The sequence below is a fragment of the Pseudoalteromonas sp. Z9A6 genome (assembly GCF_011378805.1).
Taxonomy (GTDB): Bacteria; Pseudomonadota; Gammaproteobacteria; order Enterobacterales; family Alteromonadaceae; genus Pseudoalteromonas; species Pseudoalteromonas distincta.
Window position 1 is genome coordinate 1 of record NZ_WTKZ01000035.1, and the last position, 24,422, is coordinate 24,422.

General features: G+C 40.8%; 21 protein-coding genes. 13 read left to right on the forward strand and 8 right to left on the reverse strand.

Annotated features, from left to right (window positions below):
* Nucleotides 1–109: 109 nt before the first annotated feature.
* Nucleotides 110–1,495: a tRNA 5-hydroxyuridine modification protein YegQ gene (yegQ, locus tag GQR53_RS13290; RefSeq protein WP_165744159.1), complete on the reverse strand. Its 1,386-nt coding sequence runs from the start codon at nucleotides 1,493–1,495 to the stop codon at nucleotides 110–112.
* A gap of 275 nt (nucleotides 1,496–1,770) precedes the next feature.
* Here yegQ and ndk point away from each other — a divergent pair, with 275 nt between their 5' ends.
* The 9 genes from ndk (at nucleotide 1,771) to der (ending at nucleotide 12,258) form a co-directional block, all read left to right on the forward strand.
* Nucleotides 1,771–2,202 (forward strand): nucleoside-diphosphate kinase, encoded by a 432-nt coding sequence (gene ndk / locus GQR53_RS13295; RefSeq protein WP_002961288.1) that lies wholly within the window; start codon nucleotides 1,771–1,773, stop codon nucleotides 2,200–2,202.
* A gap of 167 nt (nucleotides 2,203–2,369) precedes the next feature.
* Complete coding sequence (locus GQR53_RS13300; RefSeq protein WP_165744160.1) at nucleotides 2,370–3,500, forward strand: bifunctional tRNA (adenosine(37)-C2)-methyltransferase TrmG/ribosomal RNA large subunit methyltransferase RlmN; 1,131 nt, start codon at nucleotides 2,370–2,372, stop codon at nucleotides 3,498–3,500.
* Nucleotides 3,501–3,626: 126 nt separating this feature from the next.
* Nucleotides 3,627–5,465 carry a type IV pilus biogenesis/stability protein PilW gene (gene pilW / locus GQR53_RS13305; protein WP_165744161.1) on the forward strand — a complete coding sequence of 613 codons (1,839 nt, stop codon included), beginning with the start codon at nucleotides 3,627–3,629 and terminating at the stop codon, nucleotides 5,463–5,465.
* Nucleotides 5,462–6,328 (forward strand): RodZ domain-containing protein, encoded by an 867-nt coding sequence (locus tag GQR53_RS13310; RefSeq protein ID WP_165744162.1) that lies wholly within the window; start codon nucleotides 5,462–5,464, stop codon nucleotides 6,326–6,328. The genes pilW and GQR53_RS13310 overlap by 4 nt, the downstream gene beginning before the upstream one ends.
* Before the next feature lie 5 nt (nucleotides 6,329–6,333).
* Nucleotides 6,334–7,452 (forward strand): flavodoxin-dependent (E)-4-hydroxy-3-methylbut-2-enyl-diphosphate synthase, encoded by a 1,119-nt coding sequence (gene ispG, locus GQR53_RS13315; RefSeq protein ID WP_165744163.1) that lies wholly within the window; start codon nucleotides 6,334–6,336, stop codon nucleotides 7,450–7,452.
* Nucleotides 7,453–7,588: 136 nt separating this feature from the next.
* Nucleotides 7,589–8,869, forward strand: coding sequence for a histidine--tRNA ligase (hisS, locus tag GQR53_RS13320; RefSeq protein WP_008168943.1), 1,281 nt, complete (start codon nucleotides 7,589–7,591; stop codon nucleotides 8,867–8,869).
* Nucleotides 8,870–8,888: 19 nt separating this feature from the next.
* Nucleotides 8,889–9,509 carry a tetratricopeptide repeat protein gene (locus GQR53_RS13325; protein WP_002961300.1) on the forward strand — a complete coding sequence of 207 codons (621 nt, stop codon included), beginning with the start codon at nucleotides 8,889–8,891 and terminating at the stop codon, nucleotides 9,507–9,509.
* A 10-nt stretch (nucleotides 9,510–9,519) separates the two neighbouring features.
* Nucleotides 9,520–10,698 carry an outer membrane protein assembly factor BamB gene (bamB, locus tag GQR53_RS13330; protein ID WP_165744164.1) on the forward strand — a complete coding sequence of 393 codons (1,179 nt, stop codon included), beginning with the start codon at nucleotides 9,520–9,522 and terminating at the stop codon, nucleotides 10,696–10,698.
* Nucleotides 10,699–10,791: 93 nt separating this feature from the next.
* Nucleotides 10,792–12,258, forward strand: a complete 1,467-nt coding sequence (der, locus tag GQR53_RS13335; RefSeq protein ID WP_024597862.1) for a ribosome biogenesis GTPase Der — start codon at nucleotides 10,792–10,794, stop codon at nucleotides 12,256–12,258.
* 63 nt (nucleotides 12,259–12,321) lie between these two features.
* On the opposite strand, the gene GQR53_RS13340 is transcribed toward der, so the two are convergent.
* Both GQR53_RS13340 and GQR53_RS13345 read right to left on the reverse strand, forming a co-directional pair.
* Nucleotides 12,322–12,822, reverse strand: a complete 501-nt coding sequence (locus GQR53_RS13340; protein WP_165744165.1) for a zf-TFIIB domain-containing protein — start codon at nucleotides 12,820–12,822, stop codon at nucleotides 12,322–12,324.
* Nucleotides 12,823–12,849: 27 nt separating this feature from the next.
* Nucleotides 12,850–13,437, reverse strand: coding sequence for a DUF4202 domain-containing protein (locus GQR53_RS13345; RefSeq protein ID WP_165744166.1), 588 nt, complete (start codon nucleotides 13,435–13,437; stop codon nucleotides 12,850–12,852).
* A gap of 227 nt (nucleotides 13,438–13,664) precedes the next feature.
* On the opposite strand from GQR53_RS13345, the gene GQR53_RS13350 reads away from it, so the two are divergent.
* On the forward strand, nucleotides 13,665–15,392 hold the full coding sequence (locus tag GQR53_RS13350; RefSeq protein ID WP_165744167.1) for a DUF885 domain-containing protein: 1,728 nt from the start codon (nucleotides 13,665–13,667) through the stop codon (nucleotides 15,390–15,392).
* A 119-nt stretch (nucleotides 15,393–15,511) separates the two neighbouring features.
* Complete coding sequence (locus GQR53_RS13355) at nucleotides 15,512–16,819, forward strand: DASH family cryptochrome (protein ID WP_165744168.1); 1,308 nt, start codon at nucleotides 15,512–15,514, stop codon at nucleotides 16,817–16,819.
* Nucleotides 16,820–16,848: 29 nt separating this feature from the next.
* Here GQR53_RS13355 and GQR53_RS13360 read toward each other — a convergent pair whose 3' ends face one another.
* Nucleotides 16,849–17,919, reverse strand: a complete 1,071-nt coding sequence (locus GQR53_RS13360) for a YeiH family protein (RefSeq protein WP_165744169.1) — start codon at nucleotides 17,917–17,919, stop codon at nucleotides 16,849–16,851.
* A gap of 121 nt (nucleotides 17,920–18,040) precedes the next feature.
* Between GQR53_RS13360 and GQR53_RS13365 the strand changes: the two genes are divergently transcribed.
* Nucleotides 18,041–18,928 carry a LysR substrate-binding domain-containing protein gene (locus tag GQR53_RS13365; RefSeq protein ID WP_165744170.1) on the forward strand — a complete coding sequence of 296 codons (888 nt, stop codon included), beginning with the start codon at nucleotides 18,041–18,043 and terminating at the stop codon, nucleotides 18,926–18,928.
* A gap of 136 nt (nucleotides 18,929–19,064) precedes the next feature.
* Here the strand turns inward: GQR53_RS13365 and GQR53_RS13370 are convergent, their stop codons facing one another.
* The 4 genes from GQR53_RS13370 to GQR53_RS13385 form a co-directional block, all read right to left on the reverse strand.
* On the reverse strand, nucleotides 19,065–19,472 hold the full coding sequence (locus GQR53_RS13370; RefSeq protein ID WP_231619979.1) for a hypothetical protein: 408 nt from the start codon (nucleotides 19,470–19,472) through the stop codon (nucleotides 19,065–19,067).
* A 436-nt stretch (nucleotides 19,473–19,908) separates the two neighbouring features.
* Nucleotides 19,909–20,364, reverse strand: a complete 456-nt coding sequence (locus GQR53_RS13375) for a thioredoxin family protein (protein WP_165744171.1) — start codon at nucleotides 20,362–20,364, stop codon at nucleotides 19,909–19,911.
* A gap of 83 nt (nucleotides 20,365–20,447) precedes the next feature.
* Nucleotides 20,448–22,415, reverse strand: coding sequence for a hypothetical protein (locus GQR53_RS13380; protein ID WP_165744172.1), 1,968 nt, complete (start codon nucleotides 22,413–22,415; stop codon nucleotides 20,448–20,450).
* A 180-nt stretch (nucleotides 22,416–22,595) separates the two neighbouring features.
* Entirely contained in the window at nucleotides 22,596–23,522 is a 927-nt protein-coding gene (locus tag GQR53_RS13385) for a LysR family transcriptional regulator (protein WP_165744173.1), read from the reverse strand.
* A gap of 174 nt (nucleotides 23,523–23,696) precedes the next feature.
* On the opposite strand from GQR53_RS13385, the gene GQR53_RS13390 reads away from it, so the two are divergent.
* Nucleotides 23,697–24,374 carry a glutathione S-transferase family protein gene (locus GQR53_RS13390; RefSeq protein WP_165744174.1) on the forward strand — a complete coding sequence of 226 codons (678 nt, stop codon included), beginning with the start codon at nucleotides 23,697–23,699 and terminating at the stop codon, nucleotides 24,372–24,374.
* Nucleotides 24,375–24,422 lie beyond the last annotated feature (48 nt).

The following is a 24,422-nucleotide window of genomic DNA, read 5'->3' on the forward strand; positions in this document are numbered from 1 at the left end:
TAGATATTTAGCAATTTAGGCTGACACAGAATTCTGAACGCCCTCTAAAGTCGCAAACTCGGGGTTTTTATAACCCCGAGTTTTTTGAAAAAACTATATTCAGCTGTAGCTAAACAGCTTGTTTAAATGGATTACGAGTATCTTGGTGTTCCTCAAGATTACGCATTAAAATAGCATGCGCTAAGTTAATGCCTTCATTTAGCGGTATTTTTACAATGTGACCAGAGCCTTTAGCATCGCTAATACTTTCGCCCTTTTTGTTTTCCATATATTCAAGCTTAAAAGTAAAGTTACCTTGTGGTGTCATAAGCTCTAAGGAGTGACCTGTACAAAATTTATTTTTAACGTCTATTTCAACTAATCCATTTTCGCAGCGCCCAAGTACTTCACCCACAAATTGCTGTTTAGTTGATACAGAATGACCGTACTCATAGTTTTGATAATCTTGATGGGCATGGCGTTTTAAAAAGCCTTCTGTATAACCACGATGCGCTAGATTTTCGAGAGTTTTAAATAAGTTATTATCAAATGGTTTACCCGCAACAGCATCGTCTATTGCTTTGCGATAAACTTGTGCTGTGCGCGCTACATAATAAAATGACTTAGTACGCCCTTCTATTTTTAAACTATGTACACCCATTTCTGTTAACTGCTCTACGTATTGTACTGCGCGTAAATCTTTTGAGTTCATAATATACGTGCCGTGTTCATCCTCAAACGCAGGCATATACTCACCAGGGCGACCTTGTTCCTCTAGCATAAATACATCGTTACTTGGCGCGCCTTCACCCAGAGTAGGAATCACCTGTTTGGGGTCAATTTTATGCACCATTTCGCCGGTTTCGTTTTCAACCCCTGGTTTTACATCATAATCCCATCTACATGCATTAGTACACGTGCCTTGATTTGGATCGCGCTTATTTATGTAACCAGAGAGCAAACAACGCCCCGAATACGCCATACAAAGCGCACCATGTACAAACACTTCAAGTTCGGTGTCTGGGCAGAGTGTGCGTATTTCGGTTATTTCTTCGAGCGACAACTCCCGTGATAAAATAACACGTTCAATCCCCTGTTTTGCCCAAAATTGTACACTTGCGTAATTTACCGCATTCGCCTGTACTGATAAGTGAATAGGCATGGCTGGCCATTTTTCACGAACAAGCATAATCAAACCAGGGTCTGACATAATCAGCGCATCAGGCCCCATAGCAATAACAGGTTCAATGTCACGTAAATACGATTTAACTTTGGCATTATGCGGCGCAATATTAGACACCACATAAAACTTTTTATTTTGCGCATGGGCTTCACTAATGCCGACTTGCAGAGTGTCTAGGTCAAACTCATTATTACGCACACGCAAGCTATAACGAGGCTGCCCCGCATAAACCGCATCTGCGCCATAAGCAAACGCGTAGCGCATGTTTTTTAAACTGCCTGCGGGGCATAATAATTCAGGAATAAAAGGCATTGAAGAAATAACGGGTAACATGTGCGCTCCATACATCGAACTGGGTTTAAACCAGTTGCATGAGTTTTACCAATTTGATTGAAAAATTAAGCATTAATCCAGTGAAATTGGTGTTATTGAAAAATACATAAACACAAGCGCAGCAGTATAAATATGGCTAATAATTTAAATTTGATCGAGATCATAAAACAGCAATCAAACTGGTTTTTAATAAAATTAGGATTTTTCACTTAAAACGCGTATAATTCGCGCCCGTTAATATTCACACTTTTACTTAAAATTATTGGAGCATAAAGATGGCTTTAGAGCGTACTTTCTCAATCGTAAAACCTGATGCAGTTGCTAAAAACCACATTGGCGCTATCTACAACCGTTTCGAAACTGCTGGCCTTAAAATCGTTGCAGCTAAAATGGTTCACCTTTCACAAGAGAAAGCTGAAGGTTTCTACGCAGAACATAGCGAACGTCCTTTCTTTGGCGCTTTAGTATCTTTCATGACATCTGGTCCAGTAATGGTTACAGTTCTTGAAGGCGAAAACGCTGTTCTTAAAAACCGTGAAATCATGGGTGCTACTAACCCTGCTGAAGCACTAGCTGGTACTTTACGTGCAGACTACGCTGATAGCATCGACGAAAATGCTGTTCACGGTTCTGACGCTGTTGAATCTGCTGCTCGCGAAATCGCGTACTTCTTCGCTGACGAAGAGCTTTGTTCACGTACTCGTTAATTCGAATTCGTTAACATATTGAAAAGGGCTTTCGGGCCCTTTTTTAGTCATTACGTAAAGTATTAATCAGAAACTCATGATGTTTTACTTAATGATTAAAGTGAGTGAATTGTGTACAATTCGTCCTCGTAAATTTTATCTCCACCGTCACCGATTGAGGTTGTTTCATGACCGAGCAAAAAAAGATTAACTTATTAGATTTAAACCGAGAAGCAATGCGCGAGCTATTTGCATCGTTCGGTGAAAAGCCGTTTCGTAGTGACCAGGTGATGAAATGGATTTATCATTTTGGCGTAGATAACTTCGACGATATGAGCAACGTAAATAAAAAGCTTAAAGAAAAACTTAAAGCTGAATGCGAAATTGTAGCGCCAGAGATCACCGTTCGCCAGCAAGCAAGCGACGGCACTATTAAGTACGCGCTTATTCTTGAAGGCGGCCAAGAAGTAGAAGCCGTTTGGATCCCTGAAAAAGAGCGCGCTACGTTATGTGTATCATCACAAGTGGGTTGTGCGCTTGAATGTACTTTTTGTTCTACTGCTCAACAAGGCTTTAACCGTAACTTAAAAGTATCTGAAATTATTGGCCAAGTTTGGCGTGTAGCTAAAGATATAGGCCTTGATGGTCATAGCGAAAAGCGCCCAGTGACTAATGTTGTAATGATGGGTATGGGCGAGCCTTTACTTAATCTTAAAAACGTAGTGCCAGCAATGGAACTAATGATGGACGATTGGGGCTTTGGTTTATCTAAGCGCCGCGTAACATTAAGTACTTCAGGCGTTGTACCTGCTCTTGATTTACTAAAAGAAAAAATTGACGTAGCACTGGCTATATCACTTCACGCACCAGATAACGCACTGCGTGATATTTTAGTACCTGTTAATAAAAAGTACCCTATTGAAGAGTTTTTAGCGGCGTGTCGTCGTTATATCGACGGTTCAAAGGCTAATAAAGACGTGACTGTTGAATACGTTATGCTTAATGGCATTAACGACAGCACTGACCAAGCGCATGCATTAGTACAAACGTTAAAAGGCACACCGTCTAAGGTAAACCTTATTCCGTTTAACCCGTTCCCGGGTAACGAGTACACACGCTCAAGTAATAGCCGTATCGACCGCTTTTCAAAAGTACTACAAGCTGCAGGTGTAACCTGTATTGTGCGCCGTACTCGCGGCGATGATATTGACGCAGCTTGCGGTCAGTTAGTCGGTGACGTAGTTGACCGTACTAAACGCTTAGCTAAAAAGAAAATCCGCGACGATAACGCGATTGCCGTTAATATCCACCAAGCATAATCTGTAACAGCCTTATATGAATAAACCATATAAGGCTGTTAAGTTGTTTATTTTTAAATAAATGATGCAAGAGTAAAGCTTTTAGGTAAGATAGGCGACATGGACTAAAAATAAAGAGATAAGGTAATGCGATCTATACTTGCTATAACACTATCAACACTTGCCCTAAGTGGCTGTGTGAGCGAAAGTAGTTATAACGGCAGTAATAAACCCGTCGTCGAAAATAAAGTTAATAATACTGGCGCAGCACGAACACGAATTGCTTTAGCCCTACAGTATTTAAAAACGGGTAATAATTCTCAAGCCAAATACAATTTAGAACGTGCAGCAGCATTTGCTCCTGACCTACCTGAAGTACATTACTCTCTTGCTTATTACTACCAACAAGTGGGCGAAAACCCGCTAGCTGATAAAGCCTACCAAAAAGCACTTGAAATCAAGCCAGACGATCCTAACACCCTCAATAACTACGGTGTGTTTTTATGTGGTATTGATGAATACGATCGTGCAACTGATCAATTTTTAAAAGCTATTGAAGTACCAAGTTATATTCGCGTTGCCGAAAGCTACGAAAATTTAGCCTTGTGTGCTATTGAATTTGATGATTTTGAAAATGCAGAAAGCTACTTTCAACAGGCACTTAATCACAGCTCTCAGCGAACATCTACATTAATTAGCTTAGCCGCACTGTATTACGCTAAAAGTGACTTGTACAAAGCCAGTGAACTTATAAAACGCTATGAAAGTACGGGCCGAGTATCTTCTCGCGCATTAATGCTTAGCTACCTTGTAAAAAACCGAATGGGCAGAATTGAAGAAGCTGAAAAAATTTCCAACACTATTTTGCAAACTTACTCTACCAGCAACGAAGCCTATGCGTTAAAAGAGAAAAGAACACGCTTTAATGAGTTTGAAATACTGCGAGAAAAATACCGTAAAGCGCAGTTAAAAGAACTAAAAAATGACGCAAGCGGCGCACACGTTAGTTCAAAACCAAAAATAAAAGTTATTAGAAAGAAACGTTCGCCACAGGACGGTTCAACAAGCTTGGTAACAAACAACGAACAAAAAACAGATAAAAAGCTCGCAACAGCAAATAACCAAGATGTAAATCCAGTTATAGCAAGAGAAAAGCAAGCTCAAGCATTGCCAAATACGCTCATTACGCAAGCCGACGAAGCAACCGTAATAGCAAAACAAGTAACGACCCAAAAAGAAGAAGCTCCTAAAGTCGTCGCGCCAAGCAACCCTACCGATACATCGGCTGTTATGCTTGCACTTACTACTGAGCACGACTCTGCAGATTCTATAGTAGCAGCGCCTGAAAAAGCGCAACCCGTTTTAGAACCTCAAAAAGAAGTTATAGCGACAAAACAACCGGCTAAAGCCGATGACGAGGTAACAATAATCTCGTTTGGCGCACCTAAAACAGGCCAGTTTAATTCGCAGCAAACTAGTAACTACAGTAATTCTGCACCTGCAGTTACGAATCAAAAAAACAGTAGTGACGTGGTATTCTACGAAGCGACTAAAAATACAACCGTTTTTGAAAACAGCAACTATCAAAATAATGCTGATATTGAATTTAAAAGCTACGAAGCAGTGCAAAAAACTGAGCTTCCAATGCTTAATCCTAAAGTATCGCCTTTACGCGTGCCATTTCATGTAATTGCTGTTGGCGAAAACCTATTTAGCATTTCGGTGCGATACAATGTTAAACTACAAAAACTCCTGCAATGGAATGGTTTAAAAGAGTCGGATCGGGTAATGAATGGAAGTAAAATATACCTAAACGATCCTAATATTTATTACGAAATTAAAGCTGGTGATTCCCTTTACGATATAGCTACCCAGCGGCATGTATTAATTGATGAATTAATGCGATGGAATAAATTAAGTCCTGATATAGCATTAAAACCAGGGCACAGACTTTTACTAGTGGATCCAGACTCATACACATTATGAATGAAGAAAATACGCAAACACAGAGCGAACAGCCAACTGTAGGACAAATACTAAAAAATCATAGAGAGCAAGCAAACGTTAGCATCGCAACTATCGCTGCACCGTTAAAGCTGTCTGAACTTCAAATTAAACGCCTTGAAAATGATGAATTTGCGTTACTAGGCCCTATCACTTTTGTTAAAGGCTATATAAAAAATTATTGCCGTGAATTAAAAGTCGATAGCGCACCTATATTAGCAATGATGCCGGCCCCACCAGAGCCGACCAAGCCCGCTAATATGCAAAGCTTTTCGCGCCGAACAGAAAAAGAAGCAAGCGACAACCGTTTAATGTTTTTTAGTTATTTAATTTTAGCGATTGTTATTGGCTCATCTGCTTTATGGTTTTGGCAAAACGCTACCCCCATTGAAGAGCAAACCAGTAAAATAAACGTTGCCAACTCAATAATGAGTGAACGACAAGCAGCTCAACCCAGTATTTTACAGCAACAGCAACAAGCCGAAATTAACGACGAATCACTATTAGAATCAAAAGATACGCTTGAAACATCAACAAGCTCAGAAGCCGTTACAGAAACGGCTCCTATTACATCTAACAACGAAAGCCAAGAAGATGCTAGCAGTACAATTGTTATGAACTTTAACGGCGAAAGTTGGGTTGAAATTTACGATGGCGAAGGCGAAAAAATAGCATTCGGCGTTAAAAAAGCAGGCTACATTATGACCGTAATCGGAACGCCTCCTTTTTCAGTTGTGCTTGGTAAGCATGACGCTGTAGACATTACTTTAAACGGCGAACCTGTAGATGTTTCTGCATTTCCTAAAAACCGTTTAGCCAAATTTACATTACCACTAGCAGAGTAGTCGCTATGTTTTCAGAATCCCCAATTAAACGCAGAAAATCCACCCGTATCAATGTAGGTAACGTCCCTATTGGTGACGGCGCCCCTATTGCTGTGCAATCAATGACCAATACCGACACCATGGATGTTGATGCAACCGTTGCACAAATTCAGGCAATACAAGATGCAGGTGCCGACATAGTGCGTGTATCAGTACCGACTATGGACGCAGCTGAAGCGTTTAAAAGTATTAAAGAACAAGTGACTATTCCGCTAGTAGCCGATATTCACTTTGATTACCGTATAGCCTTAAAAGTGGCAAAGTACGGCGTAGATTGTCTGCGCATAAACCCAGGTAATATAGGTAGCGAAGAGCGTATAAGAGCTGTGGTCGATTCGGCTCGCGAGCATAACATTCCTATTCGTATTGGTGTAAATGGCGGCTCACTTGAGCGCGACTTACAAGAAAAATATGGCGAGCCTACACCTGAAGCCTTATTAGAATCAGCAATGCGCCATGTAGATATATTACGCCGCCTTGATTTTGACCAATTTAAAATATCGGTAAAAGCATCAGACGTATTTTTAGCGATAGGCGCCTATCGCTTACTCGCTAAAGAAATAGACCAACCACTGCATTTAGGTATTACCGAAGCGGGCGGCATGCGATCTGGCTCGGTTAAATCAGCCGTAGGTTTAGGTATGCTACTTGCCGAAGGTATTGGCGATACACTGCGAGTGTCGCTTGCAGCTGACCCTGTTCAAGAAATTAAAGTAGGTTTTGATATTTTAAAATCGCTGCGCATACGTTCGCGCGGTATTAACTTTATTGCCTGCCCAAGCTGTTCTCGTCAAGAGTTTGATGTAGTAAGCACCATGAACCAGCTAGAAGAGCGCCTTGAAGATATTATTGAGCCTGTATCGGTTTCGGTAATTGGCTGTGTTGTAAACGGCCCAGGTGAAGCCCTTGTGAGTGATATTGGCCTTGCCGGTGCAAACCGTCGCTCAGGTTTATACATTAATGGTGAGCGCCAAAAAGCGCGTATTGACAACAACAACATTGTTGACCAGCTCGAAGGCTACGTGCGCGACTTTATTGCTCAAAAAGAGCAGCAAACACCTATCGATATTAAAATAGTCGAATAAATACCGTATAAAGCGCCAAACAGCGGTGTTTGGCGTTTACCTTTATGACCAGAACGCTATAATAGCGGGTCAATTTTTAGCATTCTTGTTGTGTAAGCATTTTTTATTACACATAAACAGCATTTAGGATTTATCAGTGGCAAAACAAATTCAGGCAGTTCGCGGTATGAACGATTGTCTGCCGGGCGATACACAAGTTTGGCAGAAAGTAGAAAGCATTTTACGCGAGACAGTAGCATCGTTCGGTTATCAAGAAATTCGTTTTCCTATTGTAGAATCAACCGACTTATTTAAACGCTCTATTGGTGAAGTTACCGATATAGTAGAAAAAGAAATGTACACCTTTGCCGATCGCAATGGCGACTTATTAACACTTCGTCCAGAAGGCACCGCAGTATGCGTACGTGCTGGCAATCAAAATGGCTTACTATATAACCAAGAACAACGCCTTTGGTACATGGGTCCAATGTTTCGTCACGAGCGTCCGCAAAAAGGTCGTTACCGTCAGTTTCACCAATTTGGTTTAGAAACATTTGGTATTGCCACAGCCGACATAGACGCAGAAGTTATTTTATTAACAGCGCAACTATGGGAAGCCTTTGGTATTACTGACCACGTTCGTTTAGAGCTAAATTCTTTAGGCTCTAACGAAGCGCGTGCAGATTACCGTGATGCGTTAGTAGCCTACCTTGAGCAACACATTGATGTGCTTGATGAAGACTCAAAACGACGTATGTATTCAAATCCATTACGCGTACTTGATAGCAAAAACCCAGACGTACAAGCAATTTTAACTGATGCGCCTAAATTGTCTGAAAACTTAGACGCTGAATCAAAAGAACATTTTGAAAATTTATGTGAACGTTTAGACGCTGCTGGCGTCTCATATACGGTTAATGAAAAGTTAGTACGTGGTTTAGACTACTACAACCGTACCGTATTTGAATGGGTAACCGACAGCTTAGGCGCACAAGGCACTGTATGTGCTGGCGGTCGTTACGACGGCTTAGTTGAACAGCTTGGCGGCAAAGCAACCCCAGCTGTTGGTTTTGCAATGGGTCTAGAGCGCTTAGTGTTATTACTACAAGCGCTTGAGTGTGTAGGTGACATTCGTCGTAATGCTGATGTATATTTAGCAGCAATGGGCGACAAAGCAAGCATTCAAGCTCCTGCAATTGCAGCGCAACTACGTAAAGACGTACCGGGTTTACGCGTTATGGTGCATGCGGGCGGCGGCAACTTTAAAAAACAATTAAAACGTGCTGATAAAAGCGATGCACTTGTTGCAGTGATTATTGGTGAAGATGAATTAGAAAAAGGCGTTGTGACCATCAAGTATTTACGCGAGCGTAAAGAACAAGTCACATTAGAATTAGAACAAGCTAAAGCGCTATTAGCTGAGCTTATTAACGGCTAAGCGAACATTAGAGGTAAGAATGGATATTTATTCAACAGAAGAACAACAAGCAGAAGCCATTAAACGCTTTTTCCGTGAAAACGGCATTTCACTTGCACTAGGCATACTTGTTGGCCTTGGTGGCTTATATGGCTGGAAAGCATATAACCAAAACCAAATTACTACCGCTGAAAAAGCATCAGATTCATATACAGCGCTTGTTGAAAGTGATGATGTATTATCTTCAGCTGATGCGTTTATTAGCGAAAATAAAGATACAAACTACGCAACACTTGCTGCATTTGTTGCTGCAAAAGACGCTGTAGAAGCAAAAAAATTAGATGTAGCAAGCGAAAAGCTAAGCTGGATAGTGTCTAATACTGAAAATACAGAATTAAAAGCAATTGCGATTACACGTTTAGCGCGAATTCAAATTGCACAAACTAACTATGACGATGCATTAACTACATTAAATGCACCATTACCTGAAGCATTCAATGCAAACGTTGCCGAGCTTAAAGGCGACATTTACACACAGCAAGGTAACAAAGATCAAGCACGTACTGCATACCAAGCAGCAATAGATGCGGGTGGATTAACAAGTAACCCACTATTACAAATTAAGTTAGATGACCTAGCAGTAACTAGCCCAGCGGCATAAGGTTTTAGGTATGAAAAAATTTACAACAGCAGCCCTTGCCCTATGTATGGCAACACTGATGGGTTGTTCATCAAGTGATGATGAAGATGAACTAGTACTTCCTGAAATTGTAAACCAATTTGAAACTGACGTTGTTTGGCAAGAATCTGTAGGTGATGGCGTAGAGCATTACTTTTCTCGTTTAACACCAGCTGTTTACAAAGATACTGTATATGTTGCTAGCCGCGAAGGCCAAGTAGAAGCGTTTTCGCTTACTAACGGCGATACGAAGTGGGAAACCGATGTACGCCAAGATTTATCGTTTTGGCCATGGGCTGACAACGGTAATGCAAAATTATCAGGTGGTATTTTGCAAGCCTATGGTAAAATTTATATAGGTTCTGAACACGGCTTTATTATTGCCCTAGATCGCGAAACCGGTGAAGAAGTTTGGCGTAAAAATGTACCAGGCGAATCACTGTCTAAACCAACAGCAGGCGATGGCTTAATATTTGTAAATTTAGGCTCTGGTAAATTGTTAGCCCTTCACCCAGATACGGGCGAAGAGCGTTGGAGTTTTGAACAAGAAGTTCCACCACTAACATTACGCGGACAAAGCTCGCCAACTGTTGCTAACGGTGGTGTATTAGTAGGCCTTGAAACAGGCAAGCTAAGCGTTTTAATTTCAGACAGTGGTTACTCAGCATGGAGCGCAGAAATTGCGGTTGCTAAAGGCGCATCAGAATTTGAACGCCTAGTTGACGTAGACACTCAACCACTTATTAGCGGTCCATACGCTTACGCTATAGCTTACAACGGCAACTTAGCTGCTGTAGATATTCGCTCTGGCAACGTAGTATGGAAACGTGAGTACAGCAGCTACCGCGAAATTGCGATGGATGCACAAACAATTTATTTAGTAGATAGCGATGGTGTTATTTACGCATTAGATAAAAATTCAGGTATTGAACGTTGGAGCCAACCCGCTCTACGTGGTTGGTACCTAACAGGCCCTGCAGTTGCAGGTAGCCACTTAGCTTTAGGCGACCAAGAAGGTAACCTACATTGGCTAAATAAAGAAACTGGCGAGCTAGTATCTCGAGAAGACTTTGACAGCTCGGGCTTTTTTGTTGAGCCAGTTGTTGCCGACGATAAGCTAATTTTATACACCCGCGATGGTGAAGTTAGTATGGTAAAAATACCAAACTAACTGACTGCTATTAGTATAACCTGCTAATAGTTAATTGTTTTTTGTAAGGCTTCGCACTGCGAAGCCTTTTGTTGTTTTTTAAAGAGGTAGTTTATGCTTCCCGTGATCGCTCTAGTTGGGCGACCCAATGTGGGCAAGTCCACATTATTTAACCGTTTAACACGTACTCGTGATGCACTCGTAGCCGATTTTCCAGGTTTAACACGAGATAGAAAATATGGCCAAGCTAGTTACGATGGCTATGAATTTATCGTGGTAGACACGGGCGGTATTGATGGCTCAGAAGAAGGCATCGAAATCGAAATGGCAGATCAATCTCTGCTAGCCATTGAAGAAGCCGACATTGTTCTGTTTTTAGTAGATGCTCGTGTAGGTATGACCGTAGCTGACCAAGCCATTGCTAATCACTTGCGTAAACAAGAGAAAAAGTGCTTTGTTGTTGCCAATAAAACCGATGGCATTGATGCAGATTCAAACTGTGCTGAATTTTACCAATTATCATTAGGTGAAATACATCACATTGCAGCTGCACATGGCCGTGGTATTACCCTATTACTTGAACAAACACTTCAGCCGCTTATTGCTGAACTAGCTGCTCAAGATGAAGAAGTAACAGGTGATGACGAAGAATTAATCGATCTTTACGAAGAAGGCGAAGGTGATGATACCGATCATCAAGCGTTTGCAGACAAACCTGTAAAGCTTGCTATTATTGGTCGCCCTAACGTTGGTAAGTCAACACTTACAAACCGTATATTGGGTGAAGATCGTGTAATTGTATATGATATGCCAGGTACAACGCGCGATTCTATTTATATTCCAATGACGCGTAACGACAAAGAGTATGTGTTAATTGACACAGCCGGTGTTCGTAAGCGTAAAAAAGTAAGTGACGTAGTTGAAAAGTTCTCAGTAATTAAAACATTACAAGCAATCGAAGATTGTAACGTGGTTTTACTTGTTGTGGATGCGCGCGATGGTATTTCTGATCAAGACTTAAGCTTATTAGGTTTTGCTCTTAACTCAGGTCGTTCGCTGGTTATTGCCGTTAATAAATGGGATGGCCTTGACGACTACGTTAAAGATCGTATTAAAACAGAGCTTGATCGCCGTTTAGGCTTTATTGACTTTGCACGCTTACACTTTATATCTGCACTTCACGGTACAGGTGTTGGTCATTTATTTGAATCGGTTGATGAAGCGTACGAGTCAGCAACTAAGCGTATTAGCACCGCAATGCTTCGCCGTATTATGGACATGGCACAGGCCGATCACCAGCCGCCGCTTGTTCGTGGTCGTCGTGTTAAGCTTAAATATGCGCATGCCGGTGGTTATAACCCGCCACGTATTGTAATTCATGGTAACCAAGTTCACGATTTACCAGATAGCTACAAACGCTACCTGATGAACTATTACCGTAAAGCACTGAAAATTATGGGCACCCCAATCAAAATTGAATTTAGAGAAGGTGATAACCCATTTGCAGGGCGTACTAACAAAGTAACGCTTTCGCAAAAACGTAAAATACGTGCATTTGCAAAAGAAAACCGTAATAAATAAACTGCATAAGCGTTAATTTATTACAAAAAAACGGCGTACTTTTTAGTACGCTGTTTTTTATTACTAAAAATTAAGTAATGCTAATTGCACCAGCCGTTCAACTGTCGTGTCTTGAACATTTTTAGGCGCTCTGGGGTAATACTTTGATTTTGGCGGCTTAATAGTTATAAACCCATGATTGGTTGCCATTTCGTGGGCTAACAGCTTTCGCTCTCGGGGGGTTAAATGGTTTTCGTGTATTTTTGCCAGCTCGCCGCTATCAAGCCATATGCCTGCACAACCTGGGCATTCGTCTATTTCAACCACTTTAAGCGGCGAAAAATACCGGCGCATCATCACAATACTTAAACATTTAGGGCAATTTACTCGCGATGAGACTTCGCCCTCACCTTCGGTATAATTACTCAAATACTTAAGTAAAACCTGAGCATGCTTTAACTCCGGCGAGCTAAACTTAAAAATTTGGCTGTTATCAAAAAATACGCCGCCTTGCGCTGACGTAAAAACAGTAATCCCGCCAACAAGTAAAGGTTCAAGTGGCGTATTACTACGAGGACAATACATTTAAAATTCCTTTTTATTTATTTTCTTTTACTCAAGTGCTTTGTGAATAAGCCCAACAAGCGGCGCCGGTAACGTAATATTACCTGCAAGTACAAACTCATGGGCTTCATCTGACATTTTTTGCCATGTACGACGAATAATACCAATCCATTTTTCTTCATTGTAATCTGGTTTTGCATTGGCAAACCCAAGCATGTAGTGCTCAATAAATACCAAACTTGCTACATCTTCAACTAGTTGGCTATCTGGATTGCGCTTAATATCTTTTTTAGCAACAGCGTTATAAGCACGGTTTTGGTCCGTATCGTTAAACCCAGCCTGTTTCATTAATTCAACGGCTAGTGACGCATGAAAAATATAAAGTGCGCTGCGCCATTGATGATAACCCTGCTTGTTCATTTCAAAGTCGCTACGTGGCGACTTCCAACGCTGAATATGCTGTGCGCGCACTGCAACTTGCATGAGTGCATCGGCGTTAGGTTTAAAGCGAGTTAACATTTCGCTCATACGCAAGGCGTATAAATACTCTTTTGGAAAGCTTTGCCCATTGTACTGCTCAGTATTAGGGTCTAGGTTATTAGCTTCATCAATCAGCGCTATTACTTTATTAAACATGACAGTCTTTTATTGTAATTAGTTTTAGTCATTCTAAACGCTGATAAAACAATAAACTAGTGGCCCACTCATTTCAGCGGTGAAATTTGTTCAATCAAAAGTAAAACCGATTGATACTGGTTATAAAAGTAAGCGCATTGATAAGGTTAACTTGGTACTATATTAAAAACAAAAATGACACATGTGCGTAAACTAATAAAAATTAACGCGCTAAAAATGAGAATAATATGTTTAAAAAAACAATTTTAGCTATTTGCTTAGCTGTAGCATCACTGCCGAGCGCAGCCGATAGCAATGCAGATTTAAAAACCATTATTGATAACCATTGGCAAAATGCAAAAGCCGAAAAAATATTCTTTCGTACCGACCCTGATGGTTGGAAACCCAGTGGTACATTACCAAATTGGACCGAACAAGCCATTGCAAAGCGCCAAGCTTATAATAACAATGTATTAAAAAGCTTAAGTAAAATAGATCCTAAAACGCTGAGCAGCTCGCAATTAATGAACTACCGTTTATTTAAATACGAGCGAGAAACAGAGCAGCAAAGTTACCTTTTTCAAGATAAGTATTTTCAGGTTAACTTTTTAAGTGGCTGGCATACCTACTTTGCCGAAGCACCGGCTAATATGGCATTTTTAACACCTGATGATTACAACGCATTTTTAGTAAGCCTTGCCGACTACCCTCGCTTTAATCAAGAAAACATTAACTTGATGAAGGAAGGAATTGAACTGGGGTATACGCACTACTGCAAAACATTTAAAAATTACAGCCAGAGCATTAACGCTCATATTGTTAAGCAACCTGAAAACAGTGCCTTATACGAGCCCTTTACACGTATACCAAATACGTTTACAGCAGAGCAAAAGGCCACATACCAAAACAAAGCAAAAGCCTTAATTAGCTCAAAAGTAGTACCGGCTTATCAGCACTTTTACGACTTTTTTGAAAACGACTACATGCCTAACTGTAGAGCGCAGCCAGGTATTTCAAGCGTTAAAGGCGGGCTTGAGTATTACAAATATGCAGTTAATTACTACACCACAACCAATGCCACACCAAAGCAAATTCATGAGCTTGGCTTAAAAGAAGTGGCGCGTATAAAAACGCAAATGCAAAACATCATTGATAAAGTAGGTTTTGATAGCACGTATGCTGAGTTTTTAGAATTTTTAGCGACCGATGAGCAATTTTACGCAACAGACGCGCAAGACCTGCTTGAAAAAACAGCCTTTATTACGCAAAAAATGTATGGCAAGTTACCCACCTACTTTAATCATTTACCGCGAAACACCTTTACTATAAAAGGCTCAGCGAGTCGCGGCGCGTTTTATATGCCACCTGCTGATAACCGCTCCCCTGGCACTTACTTTTTAGCCTCAACACCTAAGTTGCAACCTTTGTATAATTTAGAAGCGCTAAGCCTGCACGAGGCAATACCAGGGCACCATTTACAAAACGCTATTGCAATGGAGTTAAATGTACCCGAATTTAGACGCACACTTAGCCACTCAGCATTTGGCGAAGGCTGGGCACTTTACACCGAACGCTTAGGTAAAGAAGCCGGCTTTTATCAAGACCCATACAGCGACTTTGGTCGTTTAGGTTACGAAATGTGGCGCGCCGTGAGACTCGTTGTTGATACCGGTATTCATGCATTTGGCTGGAGCCGCCAAAAGGCAATTGACTACTTGGCAGATCACACTGCTTTGCCACAAAGCGCGGTGGAGGATCAAATAGATCGTTATATATCATGGCCAGGCCAAGCGCTTTCGTACAAAATGGGCGAAATAAAAATACGCGAACTGCGTGCAAAAGCCGAAAAAGAACTCGGGGCTAAGTTTGATATTCGCAGCTTTCACGACACCGTTATCGGCCAAGGCTCGCTGCCTATGGAAGTATTAGAAGACGTAATAAACGATTGGATAGCAAAACAAAAATCGGCTATTTAACATTAAAGGAGGCGGTATTATTTGCCGCCTCTTTTTAAAACCCTCTTAAACACCTCAAAACTAATCCCTACCCGCTTTTGCTTCGTAAAGTTAATGATTACAAAAACCTGAGTAAACCTATGAGCAAACGCATTTTATATTGGCTACAAAACGATTTACGAATAGACGACAACCCTATTTTAAGCGAACTTGCTACTAAGCAATGTGCGCTCGATATTGTATTTGTAATAAACCCGCACTGGTTTAAAAATAATAACTATCAACAAAAGCCGTATGGCGTGCATAAACAGCAGTTTTTAATGCAAAGCTTGTACGAACTCCAACAAGCACTTATTGAGCGCGGGCAAACCCTGCATGTGCTTGAAGGGGAACCTGTATCGCTTTTGAAAGCGCGTATTAATAAGCAAAATATTGATGAAGTTGTATACAGCGAGCAATTTGGCCTGTACGAGCAACGCCAAATAAACTTACTCAAAGCACATTGCCCCAATGTACAGTTTACAGGGGCGCAGCAAGACACGCTCTTTAAGCAAAGTGACCTCCCCTTTGATTTAAGCGAATTACCTAAACACTTTACCCCGTTTCGTAAAAAGGTAGAGGCCGCCACTAGCCCCATTTCACTTTCAACATTACCAAACGGTTTGCTCCCTCAGCCAATAACCCTGTGCGCTAAAAAACCTTTAGAGCGTATAGCAAATAATGGTGTAATGCATGGCGGGTTTAAAAGTGCGCAAACACACTTAAAGCAATACTTTTCAGGTTTACTACCAAGTACTTATAAAATAACTCGAAACGAGCTTGATGGCTTTAATAACACCACAAAATTTAGTACCTGGCTTGCTTTTGGCTGTGTAAGTGCGCGGCAAGTTTATAAAGCAGTTGAGGCGTACGAACATAACCAAATAACAAACGAGTCTACTTACTGGATTAAATTTGAATTGCTATGGCGAGAATATTTTAAATGGCATGCACTTAAGGCAGGTAAAAGCCTGTTTAATTTTAAAGGCCAAAAACAAACAAAACCCCTTACTACATTTATGCCAAACCGCTTTGCTGCATGGTGTAATGGCTCAACACCCTACCCATTAGTCAATGCCATTATGAACGAGCTAAACGCTACGGGTTATATATCAAATAGAGCAAGGCAAATTGCAGCAAGCTGCTTAGTGAACGAGCTTGGCCTTGATTGGCGCTATGGGGCAGCTTATTTTGAACAACAATTGATTGATTACGATGTAGCCGCTAATTGGGGTAATTGGCAATATATAGTAGGTGTAGGCGTTGATCCGCGTGGTGGTAGGCACTTCAATATTGAAAAACAAACGTTACAGTTTGACCCGCACGCTGTTTACACTAATAAATGGCAAGGCAATGAAAATACCAGCACGCAGCTGGATACCTTAAACGAAGTTGATTGGCCAATTTAAACCGCCAATCAACTTTTACAAAGTAACGTTTAAAACAGCTCAGCAATGCCTATATTAATAGCGTAACCACCCAATGTTAAAAACAAAAATAAACACAGCGCCAGTAACAGCGGTTTAATACCCGCTTGGCGAATTGCCCCTACATGTGTGCGTAAGCCTAAAGCCACCATCGCAATGGTGAGTAATATATTATCAAACCAAACAACTGCGCTTGTAGCCACTTGAGGAATAACTGATAGCGAATGTACACCACTTGCCACAATAAATAACACCGCAAACCAAGGGATCGTAATACCTGCTTTTTGCTCGCCGCCATGCTCGTTATTGTTTGTTTTAGCATGCTTTTTACTTTGCCAAAACGATAAGCCCACTAAAAATGGTGCAAGCATCATCACCCTTAGCATTTTTTCTATAACGGCGGTATCTGCAGCATTGGCGCTTACAGCAGTGCCCGCTGCAACCACTTGCGCTACTTCATGAATAGTTGAGCCTACAAAAATACCGTAAGCGTGTTCACTCAGCCCCATGTAATCAAACATAATTGGGTAGGCGAACATGCTTAACGTGCCAAACACCACCACCGTTGCCACCGCTACCGATACTTTATGCGCCTGTGCTTTTATTACAGGCTCAGTTGCCATAACCGCAGCGGCACCACAAATAGAACTACCCGCGCCAATTAATATGGTTGTTTGTTCATCAAGCTTAAATACGCGCTTACCTAGCTGCACTGCCAAAATAAATGTGCCTAACAGCATTACAACATCGATTAATAAGCCTTCCCAGCCTACACCCGCTACTTGCGCAAAGGTAATTCTAAACCCAAACAACACAACCCCCGCTTTAAGCAATATACTTTTAGCGTAATCAACACCTATATCGGTTTGCGTAGCAATACGCGAAAACACACTGTTACCCACAATAATGCCAAGCACTATACCAATCGTTAAAGAGCTAAATTGCGCACTTTGCATTATGGGTAACTTACTTAATGCAACAGATGCTCCCGCCAAAACAACCACCAGCAGCATACCTAACCACCAGCGCGTATCGCCGTATTGCTTAGTATTAATACCCAAATTTTTAATAGCGCTAAGCATAATATTCTCTCAATTGAACAACGTTAAACTGTTGACTTCATTTTAAGAAAGCGCAAAATATAACTCCAATACATTAAAATCATGATTCGATAACTTAAGGTTATGTAATTTGAGAGGCACGATGAACTTGCATGCACTTCGGGTGTTTTATACGGTAGCAAAGCTTGGTAGTTTTTCAGGCGCAGCCGAGGCGCTTTTTATAAGCCAACCGGCTGTATCTAAAGCGCTAAAAGAGCTTGAGCACCAATTAAATATTCAACTTATAGAGCGTGCATCTAAAGGCAAAAAACTTACCTTAAGCGAGGGCGGCCAAGCCTTGTATGATCATGCACGTAGCATTTTTGCCATTGAAAAAGCCGCCATTGAAGATATTAAATCGCGTACAGGGCTTAAGCGTGGCACGCTCGTTATAGGCACTAGTACAACCATTGCCAGCTATTGGCTACCGCCCTATTTAGCTAAATTTTGCGCGCAGTACCCAGATATAAAAGTAGAAGTACAAGTTGCCAATACCGCGCAAATTGAGCTTGCCTTACTAGAATGCACTATAGATTTAGCACTGGTTGAAGGCACACCAACCGAGCCGCATATTATAAGTAAGCACTGGCAAAACGATTTAATGAGTGTTGTTATACCTAGTAACTTTAAGCCCACTAAAAACTTAAAAGCATGGTTAAACGAGCAGTTTTGGCTACTGCGCGAGCCAGGCTCTGGCACTTTAGATGTGTCGGTTAAGTTATTAGCAGAGCATGGCGTGCAAGCAGAGCAAAGTATGCAATTAGGCAGCAACGAAGCCATAGCAAGGGCCGTCGCTCAAGGTATGGGGGTCGCTTTATTGCCAAATGTAGTTACTGAGGATTTAGTGCAACTAGGCAAATTAACACGCTTGAGCCAAAAAAATAACGAGCAACTCTCTCGGCCACTTTATCAATTACACTATAAGGACAGACCCTCTTCACACGCTGCACAAGCGTTTGAAAAAAGCCTGTTTAGTGATCGCAATCTGTAAGTAGTAAGGCACTAGTAGCAAATTTACATAAAGTTTAATCTTTTAAGTCAAAATTTGAGCCCTTTAGTCTTTCTAATGCCTATTAGCTAAGTTAAAACTCACTTGTGTCACGTGATACACCTTTCATGCTTTACTATTAAATTAAAATAATTTTTAAACATGTGTTCAAAGCTGGTATCCTTAAATCCACATCAAAATAGTAGCCGTCTTCTAAAACTTTCAAACTCTCTAAATCATTGCAAATGCGCTCAAGAATCAGATGTTTATATTTTGGCGTTATATTTTTTATTTCATCCAGAGTGAGCCCTTCGGCATCAAAATTCACAACAACTCTTAAACTGGTACCTGAATAACCATGCCTTACAAAACTAATTCGGCTATCAATTGATGAAAAAAAAGTGCTGAAGTGGTTTTTATCTTCCTCGTATTCCCATTGAGAAGCATCCCCCCAGATCAAGACAAAAATAGCACCAAAAACAGCTGCAGATACATACAATTTGTTGGCATTTATCATAAACCACAATTGAACTTTTTCAGTTCGCATTAATTTCCTAAGTCACATAACTTTTAAGTAAAAGACTAATAATCAAAACCAAAGTCTTGCTCATTCACATGTGTGGGTAATATAACTAGGGTTAAGAAAAATATCTTGATGCTACACCAATGCCGATAAGTAAAATAATTAATAAAACCCAATACCTTTTTGAATCATCTAAATTTTCACCGCAGACTGGGCAAAATGATGACGCGATTGGAGTCCCGTTAATATTTGTCGTTTTAACAATTGGGGAGGTAATTCCTGATTTACACTTTTCGCACTTCATAAATATCCATATTAATTATAAATAAAATCGCGGGTTGATGCTCACAAAACGCTTACTTAATTGACGTTAAATGACAGGCTATAATTAGCAACAAATCACAGAAAACCAACCTTTATACATCCTTTTAATTGAATTGCCATAACATAAGAATAGACCTTACAAACCCTGAGTTAAGTCTTGCGCTAACGTACCCGTTGGCTTTTCAATTACGCGTACCAACTCTTTGCCATTTTGTTTAACAATAAACGTTGGTGTGTATTGTAAGTCGTGAGCCTGTGCAATGCCTGCATCGTCTTGCTTGTTGTAACCTACGGCCACATAGTCAATGCTTGCAATTTGTACTTTCGATGCATCAATTAACTTAATGAGTTTTGGCACTTCGCGCTCACTATCGTGGCACCACGTTCCAAATAATACAATAAGCTCTTTGCCTTCTAGCTTTTGCATTAGGGCTATATCTTGTGCTGTTGGTGTATACGCTTTGTATTGCTCGTTAAACTTGTCGTAGTCGCTTAGCAGTGCTTGCGTACTTATCTCGCCCGAAAATGGCGCTGTAGCATAGCTTACAAGCGGCATGCTTAAAGCGCACAGTAAAATTAATTGTTTAAACATAAGGTTGCTCTTAATTTAGGTATTAATTTAGGTATTAAACGACTATACCCAATATTGAGTGTGGAGTGAACAACTCAAAACCGTTACTTTTTATCCATAAAAAAGTTAACTTGCGATAAGTTAGTTAAATATTCTCGCCTTACGTCTTTATTCTCAGCTAGCTTGTCTAAATCACCAATTAGGGTAACTAGTTTATTATGAGAATGGCTGCTTGTTTTTTTAAACTCGTCTTGCTTTTCGTCACTCTCAACACGCTCTTTTTTATTCATGTTGTAGCTGTTTTCGTTTTCTTCAAGCCAAATATCGTCAATTAAGCGAATGTTGCTTTTACTAACGGTTTGTTCTTGCATCGCCATTTGCAGCTCGTATTGATTGGTTTGCGGATTAAACTCAAACATTTTTGTATCAACATCAACCTCGTGAGACTGATCGAGCCCCACAAGTTCTTTATTTTTAACGGCGGTGTTTACGTTATAACTCTCTTCTTTGTTGTAGTAATCAGGGCGACTGTATTGATAATCAAAGTGGCTGCTTACATTTTTACTTTGCGTTACACCGCTAAGATCCCCTAATTGGGCTTGTTCAGTTACTTGGCTTAGCTCAATAGTACTTTTAGGCTGATAGTCGCCGTTATCCAGCGCATATGAAAAAGTGGCATAAAAATCAGCGAGCTTAGAAATACTCGCACCCAATGTATTTGGGGCTTTATTACCAAGCCCTTGGTAACGGGCATCGTTTGTAATCATGTTATCAACCAAATCGGCAACCATGGCGCGCCCGTCATTAAAGTGCTGTTCTGCAAGTGACTCCAAATTGCTATAACGCTCAGCAGCCGACGACATACTCGCAAAAGCGCCTTTAAACAATGCAAAACCTTGCTGCATTGCCTCGTCGCCTTTGCGCCCAAATGCCGACTCTTTATCATCTTCAGTACTGTTTACTCGGCTATCTTCTAGGCTTTGATCGAGCGACGCTAAATACTGCTGCATTTGCTGCGTGTCTTTAGCGCCAATGGTTGACATATCAAGTGCAAAATCAATGTCGTTTTGCCCACCTACGGCTTTAAACACAAGTGCTTGCTGGTTTGATGCTTCATCAATGGAATAACTTAAATCAAGCGTGTTCTGGGCAGTATCAAGCGCATCATTTTGCGTTGTTGAAAACGACACATTAAAACCGGCTAACTGTTCACTATTAAAGTCCGCTAAAAAATCTAAGCTCATGTCTGTTTGATTTGGCACTATAAGAGGGTTAAATGAGTTTTCGCTCACTTTAAAAAATTCATCGGCCATTTCGCCAACACCCGCCATAACCTGCGTTAAAGCGCCATGTTCAGCCTCAGATAAATTACCATTAACTTCGTAACTTATGCCAAAGCCATCTATCGCTTCACCTGTTTTTTCGTCATAACCTTGCGATGAGTTAAAGGTAATGTTTATAACATCACCCTCTTTAGTTTTTACCGAGAGCTCAAACAGGTAGTTATCGTCATCCTCGTATTTTGTGCGATTAAGGCTTTCCATGTATGGATTAAGTGAACGCTCAACACGTTGCTGGCTTGAGGCTAAAAACGTTTTTTGCTCATGCCCAAGCTGACCTAAACTCGATAAAATATCGCTGGTATTAGCATAAGCACCCTGAATATTTTTAACCGACGTATTTAATCGCTCAATTAATTGGGTGCTATTTTCGTTTTTTAATAACCCCTCATGCTGAGAGCTTATTACGGTGCGCAGGGCGAGTTCTTCATCGGAGAGTTTATAGTTAAGCATGCTGGGCGTGCTTGAAATAGTAAATAACGAGGTAAGTTGCTGCTTTAAAACGTTCTCTACCTTTTGATTACTAGCTAGTTCTTCATCAAGAGTTTTATTATTTAACTGGCTTAATAACCCATCGGTTATTTTTGACTCGTTAGTTTGTAAATCATTAATAGCTTGAAGGTCGCTACCGGTTAGTAGTGAAGGACTCACAGAGGTTTGGTTAGCGTTATTAACTGATTGGGCAAGTAAAGTGCTTAAATTAGCGTGGCTGCCAAGTGCATTATTAACCATGATTATCCTTAATCGCTAAACCCTATTAAGTAATTTATCGGACGCAGCATTAAAAGCTTTAGCTTAAGGAAACGTTTTTTACCTATTATTTATACAAACAACCCATTAATAAATTAAATAAGCATAAATCTAAATCGAATAAGCGTAGGTCGGATAAGCGCAGCGCCATGCGACAATTCACTATTCTATTCGCTTAACACTTCCATCTGTTTCTTTAATTCTTTTTACTAAAAAGTCGACCGCCGCTTTTACCTTTGGTACTAAATAGCGCTGCTTTTGATACAACAAATAAACCGCCATAGTCGCATTTTGGCTTATAGCTAATTCATGCTCAAACTTAAGCTCTTGCAACTGGCCAGACTCAAGATATGAAGCCAGTGCCCATCGAGTTGACATTAAAATACCTTCCCCGTTACATGCTTTTTTGGCAAGCCACGACCCGTTATTTGAAATAGCGACCGCAGGCCCAGAAACTTCATGCCATTGATCATCTACTTTACATAACCACGGCGTTGGCCCTGAAGGCGTTTTAAAATAAAGCCCATTATGGTGCTTTAATTCCATGGCGTTACTTGGCACTCCGTGTTTTTGTAAATAGCAGGGCGACGCCACAGGGATAAAACCATTATCCATAAGTTTTATTGCTATCACGCGCTCATTGGGTGCATAACCACCACGAATAGCAATATCAACATCGTCACGGCCAAGTGTCGACAGCTCATCGCTTAAGCTTACATCGAGTATTATTTCGGGGTATAACGCGCTAAGCTCATCAAGCAGCGGCATGAGTATTTTGTCGCCAAAACCTACCATGCAACTTATAGATAAACGCCCCTTTGGGGTTGTTTGGTAACTGCGTACAGTTTCGTGGCTTTGCTCAAGCTGGCTCACTATTTTTTGTACATCACTGTAGTAAATTTGCCCTACTTCGGTCAGCTTAACTATGCGGGTTGAGCGTTTTAAAAGCGTAGCCCCTAGGCTTTTTTCTAAATCGGCAACTCGCCTCGACAAAGACGAAGGCGGCACACCAAATGCTTTTGCGGCTTTGGTAAAACTGCCCGTTTCAACCACTTTAATAAAATACCGTATGGCTTTTAGTTGATCCAAGTCGCTTCTCCACTAAATAAAATCCTTTATTGTCTTAAAGACAAAAGTGATTCGCATTTTCCCTTATATATAAGCAAATTAAAACAAGTAATAATAGGTTCAACTTAAACACGGTGACCAAAATTGCATTATTTGGCAATGAGTATCCTCACGTTAATAATGGAAAGCTGACTTATGATTACTTTGCACGGTTTTGCTGCTAGCAACTATTACAACCTAGTTAAACATGTACTTTTACACAAACAACTGCCATTTAAAGAACACCTTGTTTACGGCGGTAGTGAAGAGTTACTAGCTATAAACCCTATGGGAAAAGTACCGGCTATTACCACCGCTGATGGGCTAAATATTGCAGAGTCGAGCGTTATCTGCGACTACCTTGAAGAAACTTACCCAAGCAACACGCTATACCCTGAAGATTCAGCCGAGCGTGCTTTTGTTCGCCAAATTATGAAAATAAGTGAGCTTTATTTTGAACTGCCAAGCAGGCGGTTTATCCCTTATGTATTTTCAGGCGCTGAAGTAACCGACACAACTAAAGCCGAAGTACGCCAAGTATTAACGCGTGGTGTAACCGCTTTGAGTAGCGTGTGTAAGTTTTCACCTTGGATTGCAGGCGAGCAATTTACAATGGCAGACATTTACGTTTATTACGTAAACACCATAGTTAGCGCCTTTGGCTCAAGCCAGCTTGATTGGGATGTACTTGCACAAGTACCCGGCATGAAAGAGTGGAACGAATCAATGAGCCAATTAGCCATTACCCAAGGCATAGAGGCCGATCGCCAATCAAATATGGCTGAATTTATGCAAAAAGTGAAAGCGCAAATTCAAGCAGCAAACGCTAAATAACGCGTAGCTATAAAAGTATCTATTCTAAATTTCAATTACTAACTCAGT

What these genes read in the sequence shown, in the direction of transcription:
- yegQ (WP_165744159.1), bottom strand. Translation starts at nt 1,495, where the DNA reads ATGTTACCCGTTATTTCTTCAATGCCTTTTATTCCTGAATTATTATGC.
- GQR53_RS13390 (WP_165744174.1), top strand. Translation starts at nt 23,697, where the DNA reads ATGATTACTTTGCACGGTTTTGCTGCTAGCAACTATTACAACCTAGTT.
- ispG (WP_165744163.1), top strand. Translation starts at nt 6,334, where the DNA reads ATGTTTTCAGAATCCCCAATTAAACGCAGAAAATCCACCCGTATCAAT.
- bamB (WP_165744164.1), top strand. Translation starts at nt 9,520, where the DNA reads ATGAAAAAATTTACAACAGCAGCCCTTGCCCTATGTATGGCAACACTG.
- GQR53_RS13350 (WP_165744167.1), top strand. Translation starts at nt 13,665, where the DNA reads ATGTTTAAAAAAACAATTTTAGCTATTTGCTTAGCTGTAGCATCACTG.
- ndk (WP_002961288.1), top strand. Translation starts at nt 1,771, where the DNA reads ATGGCTTTAGAGCGTACTTTCTCAATCGTAAAACCTGATGCAGTTGCT.
- GQR53_RS13380 (WP_165744172.1), bottom strand. Translation starts at nt 22,415, where the DNA reads ATGGTTAATAATGCACTTGGCAGCCACGCTAATTTAAGCACTTTACTT.
- der (WP_024597862.1), top strand. Translation starts at nt 10,792, where the DNA reads ATGCTTCCCGTGATCGCTCTAGTTGGGCGACCCAATGTGGGCAAGTCC.
- GQR53_RS13365 (WP_165744170.1), top strand. Translation starts at nt 18,041, where the DNA reads ATGAACTTGCATGCACTTCGGGTGTTTTATACGGTAGCAAAGCTTGGT.
- GQR53_RS13345 (WP_165744166.1), bottom strand. Translation starts at nt 13,437, where the DNA reads ATGTTTAATAAAGTAATAGCGCTGATTGATGAAGCTAATAACCTAGAC.
- GQR53_RS13355 (WP_165744168.1), top strand. Translation starts at nt 15,512, where the DNA reads ATGAGCAAACGCATTTTATATTGGCTACAAAACGATTTACGAATAGAC.
- GQR53_RS13325 (WP_002961300.1), top strand. Translation starts at nt 8,889, where the DNA reads ATGGATATTTATTCAACAGAAGAACAACAAGCAGAAGCCATTAAACGC.
- GQR53_RS13360 (WP_165744169.1), bottom strand. Translation starts at nt 17,919, where the DNA reads ATGCTTAGCGCTATTAAAAATTTGGGTATTAATACTAAGCAATACGGC.
- GQR53_RS13340 (WP_165744165.1), bottom strand. Translation starts at nt 12,822, where the DNA reads ATGTATTGTCCTCGTAGTAATACGCCACTTGAACCTTTACTTGTTGGC.
- pilW (WP_165744161.1), top strand. Translation starts at nt 3,627, where the DNA reads ATGCGATCTATACTTGCTATAACACTATCAACACTTGCCCTAAGTGGC.
- GQR53_RS13310 (WP_165744162.1), top strand. Translation starts at nt 5,462, where the DNA reads ATGAATGAAGAAAATACGCAAACACAGAGCGAACAGCCAACTGTAGGA.
- GQR53_RS13300 (WP_165744160.1), top strand. Translation starts at nt 2,370, where the DNA reads ATGACCGAGCAAAAAAAGATTAACTTATTAGATTTAAACCGAGAAGCA.
- GQR53_RS13370 (WP_231619979.1), bottom strand. Translation starts at nt 19,472, where the DNA reads ATGCGAACTGAAAAAGTTCAATTGTGGTTTATGATAAATGCCAACAAA.
- GQR53_RS13375 (WP_165744171.1), bottom strand. Translation starts at nt 20,364, where the DNA reads ATGTTTAAACAATTAATTTTACTGTGCGCTTTAAGCATGCCGCTTGTA.